Here is a 3,751-nt window from a genome sequence, read left to right as displayed (position 1 = left end):
GACATGGGTGGTGGGCGCCTTTCAGGTCAGCGGCGGGGGTGGGAGGGCGTCGTGGTTTCCTGCGGGCAGGTTCGTGCCCGGGGTGCGTAGTTCCTCGATCGCGTGGAGTACGGCTGTGACCAGCGGGGGGATGGCCTGTACGCGGGCCGTCTCCAGCGGAGCTGCCAAGGGGGCGGCGGCCACGGAGGGACACGGAGACGGGTTCAGGAGCGCCGGCGGAGTGTCCTGGTTCTTCTGCCGGGTCAGCCGGGTCGGTGCCCCGAGCTCGTCGGGCGGGACGAGCACGGACACGGTCGCGGCGGTGTCCGGAGGCCGTAGGGGCGCCTCTCCCCCGGCTGTCAGCGGCGGCGCAGGGACCGGTTCAGGAGCGCGGGCGGGGTGTCGTGGTTCTCCTGCGGGGCCAAGTCGGTTCCAGGAGCGACAATCTCGTCGATCGCGTCGAGGACGTCGGCGCTCAGGACGGTGTCGGCGGCGGCGAGTTGGGCGTGCAGGTGGTCGAGCGTGCGGGGGCCGACCAGGGCGCTGGTCACGCCGGGGTGTGCGGTCACGAAACCGAGCGCGAGCTGGATGAGCGTGAGGCCCGCTTCCTCGGCGACCACGCTCAGTCGCTCCACCGCGTCGAGCCTGACCCGGTTGGCAGGGACTGTCAGGTCGAACCGCTCGGGCAGGAGCGCCGAGCGGTGGGTGGTGATGTCCCGGCCCGCGCGGATCGCGCCCGACAGCCAGCCCGAGGCGAGCGGGCTCCACACCAGCACGCCGAGGCCGTACTCCTGGGTGACGGGCAGGACATGGGCCTCGATGCCGCGCTGGAGAACGGAGTAGCTGGGCTGTTCGGTGACGTAGCGGCTCAGCCGGTGCTCGCGGGCGGCCCACTGGGCCTGCACGATGCGGTGGGCGGGGAAGGTGGAGGAGCCGAAGTAGCGGATCTTCCCGGCGCGTTGCAGGTCGGTCAGGGCCGACAGTGTCTCCTCGTCGCCGGTGTTCGGGTCCCAGCGGTGGATCTGGTACAGGTCGACGTGGTCGACGCCGAGTCGGCGCAGGCTCGCCTCCAGCTCGGTGACCAGCCAACGGCGCGAACTGCCACGGTGGTTGCGTTCGTCGCCCATGGGCAGGCCGGCCTTGGTGGCCAGCACGATGTCGTCGCGGCGGCCCGCGACGGCCTTGCCGACCATCTCCTCCGACTCACCGTCGCCGTACATGTCGGCGGTGTCGATGACGTTGACGCCGGCCTCGAGAGCTGCGTCGACGATCGCGGTGGCCTCGTCCTGGGTGGTGCGTCCGATCCTGCCGAAGTTCATCGCGCCGAGCGCGAGGGAGCTGACCTGTACACCGGTGCGGCCCAGGGTGCGGTACTGCATGAGCGTCTTCTTCCAGGAGGTGGCGCCGTGTCTCGGGGCACGGCTGGGTTGCGGGGTCCGCTCCGTCGACGACGAAAAAACGGAACCTCGTTCCGCCAACAATACGGAACACGGTTCCGCTTCTGCAAGGCGCGGCTCTCCACGACCCTCCGGCGCCCCGCTCCGGACGCCCGCCTAGGAACCCGGCAGTACCGCCCGCCCCGCCGCCCGGTGCTCGGCCGCCGCCGTCAGGTCCGTGGCGTCGAGGACGGCCGCGATGCCCTCGTGGGCCTGGGCCTCCGCGTGGCGGTAGCCGAGCTTCGGGGCCAGCTCCAGGGCCTGGCGGTGGAGGCGCAGGGCCTGGTCGGGCAGGCCCGCAAGGCGGCAGGTCTCGCCGTAGGCGCTGAGGAAGTGGATCTTCCAGTGCTCCTCGAACAGCTCGTCCAGCAGCGCGAACGCCTGCTCGTGGCTCGCCAGCGCCTCCTCGTGGCGGCCCGTCTGGCGCAGGACGACGCCGAGGCAGTTCAGGCACCACGCCTCGTTGTGCTTGTGACCGTCCTCTCGGGCCAGCGCGAGCGCCCGGTGCAGGTGCGCCACGGCCGCGTCGGGGTCCTCGTGGGCGATGGCCACGCCCAGTGTGATCAGGGCCGTCAGGGTGGGCGGCCAGGCCCCGTCGGCATGCGGGATCTCCAGCGCCGTACGGGCCAACTGCGCGGCTTCGTCCCGGTGCCCGAGTTGCAGCAGCGCCCAGGCCTCGTACGCGGTCGCGTGGGCCGTGCCCATGGGGCAGTCGGCGTCCGCGTACAGCTTCCCGGCCAGCCGGAACAGGCCGAGCGGCTCCTCGACATGCCCTTGGTCCCAGCTCAAGTACCCCCGTCGCATGGTCAGTTCGGCCTCCGCGCGCAGGTCACCCGCCCGCAGGACCAGCGGTGCCGCCGCCTCGTACGCGGCACCGGCTTCCGCCATGCGGCCCGCGTTGTACCGGGCGAAGCCCAAGTCGCTGTGCGCTTCGGCGAGCTGGAGGGGATCGTCGAGGCGCCGCGCGGCGACCAGGGACCGTTCGAAGAGGCCGTTGAGCATGGTGGTGCCGCAGCGCCGCGCGAAGTACGCCCGCATGAAGCGCGGCAGTTCGCACAGATGGCGGTCGGCTCCGGCGTCCTCCGCCGCCTCGAACGCGGCCAGCAGGTTCAGGTATTCGGTGCCGAACCAGACGAGGGCCGCGATCTTGTCGTTGAAGTCCGGCAGTTCGGTGGACGGCCGGTCCACCGATGCCTCGCGGCTCAGTGACGGGAACGGCATCGCGGCGTCCGCGGCGGCCGCCGCGTGCACGTAGTAGTCGAGCACCCGGGTCAGGGCCCGGTCCCGTTCCGTCGGGGAGTCCTGCTCGGTGGCGGCACGGCGGGCGTGCTGGTGGACCAGGTCGTGGAGGCGGTAGCGGCCCGCCGCCGGCTGCTGCACCAGGTGCGCGTCCAGCAGGTCCTCCAGCATCGCGCGGGCGCTGCGCAGCGGCACGTCCGCCAGCGCCGCCGCCACGTGCTCGTCGAACGACGACCCCGGCAGCAGGCCGAGGAGCCGGAACAGCCGGGCCTTGGCGCGGTCCAACTGCCGTACGGACATGGCGAACGCGGTGTCGAACTCGCTCGCGCCCTCAGCCATCCGCTCCACGAGGATGCCCACCGTCCAGCCCGGCCGGTGCCTCAGCCGGGCCGCGGCCAGCCGCAGGGCCAGCGGCAGCCGGCCGCACAGGCGCAGCACCTCCGCCGTGGACTCCGGGTCGCGGGCCAGGCGTCCCTCGCGGCCGTCGGTCTCCCCGCTGGCGCGGGCCAGCAGCTCGGCGCTCTCCTGCTCGCTCAGCACGTCGAGCGACACCGGCGGGACCTCGTCCAGACCGAGCAGCCGGTTGCGGCTGGTGATGAGGGCGACGGAGGGCCCGGCTCCCGGCAGCAGGGGACGGACCTGGTCGGCGTCGGCGGCGTTGTCGAGGACCACGACGGCCCGGCGGTGCGCCAGTTCGGAGCGCCAGCAGGCGGCCAGTTCCTCGCCCCCGCCGTCCTGGGGGACCTTCTCGGAGGGCACGTCGAGGGCGGCGAGCAGCGTCCGCAGGGCACGGTCGGGGTCGAGGGGTCTGCGGCCCTCGGTGAATCCGTGCAGGTCGAGGTAGAGCTGGGCGTCCGGGTAGTCGGCGGCGAGCAGGTGCGCCGCGTGCACGGCCAGGCAGGTCTTGCCGACGCCGGCCATGCCGTCCACGGCGATCACCCGGCTGTCGGCCACACCGTCGAGCACGGCCGCGAGCTGTGCGGCACGGCCGGTGAAGTCGGGCACGTCGCGCGGGAGGTCGTTGCGGGGCGCGCGCGGGGTCCCGGCGGGCGGCGACGGCGGGGGGACCTGGCGGCTGGTCTTCGGCGGTGCCGGCA

Annotated in this window: 3 protein-coding genes; all 3 read right to left on the bottom strand. The window is 73.2% G+C overall.

Going from position 1 to position 3,751, the window contains the following annotated elements; translation table 11 throughout:
• Positions 1-21: 21 nt before the first annotated feature.
• Positions 22-291 carry a hypothetical protein gene (locus AOJ26_RS36635; protein ID WP_053852674.1) on the bottom strand — a complete coding sequence of 90 codons (270 nt, stop codon included), beginning with the start codon at positions 289-291 and terminating at the stop codon, positions 22-24.
• A 47-nt stretch (positions 292-338) separates the two neighbouring features.
• Positions 339-1,358: an aldo/keto reductase gene (locus tag AOJ26_RS36630; protein WP_053852673.1), complete on the bottom strand. Its 1,020-nt coding sequence runs from the start codon at positions 1,356-1,358 to the stop codon at positions 339-341.
• Between the two features lie 174 nt (positions 1,359-1,532).
• Positions 1,533-3,751, bottom strand: a 2,219-nt coding sequence (locus AOJ26_RS36625; RefSeq protein ID WP_053852672.1) for a tetratricopeptide repeat protein, incomplete at its 5' end; no start/stop codon positions are given.

Source organism: Streptomyces sp. NRRL B-24085 (assembly GCF_001282115.1).
Classification (GTDB): domain Bacteria; phylum Actinomycetota; class Actinomycetes; order Streptomycetales; family Streptomycetaceae; genus Streptomyces.
Note: the sequence above shows the minus strand (reverse complement) of the source record. Positions and strands in the feature narration are given on the sequence as shown.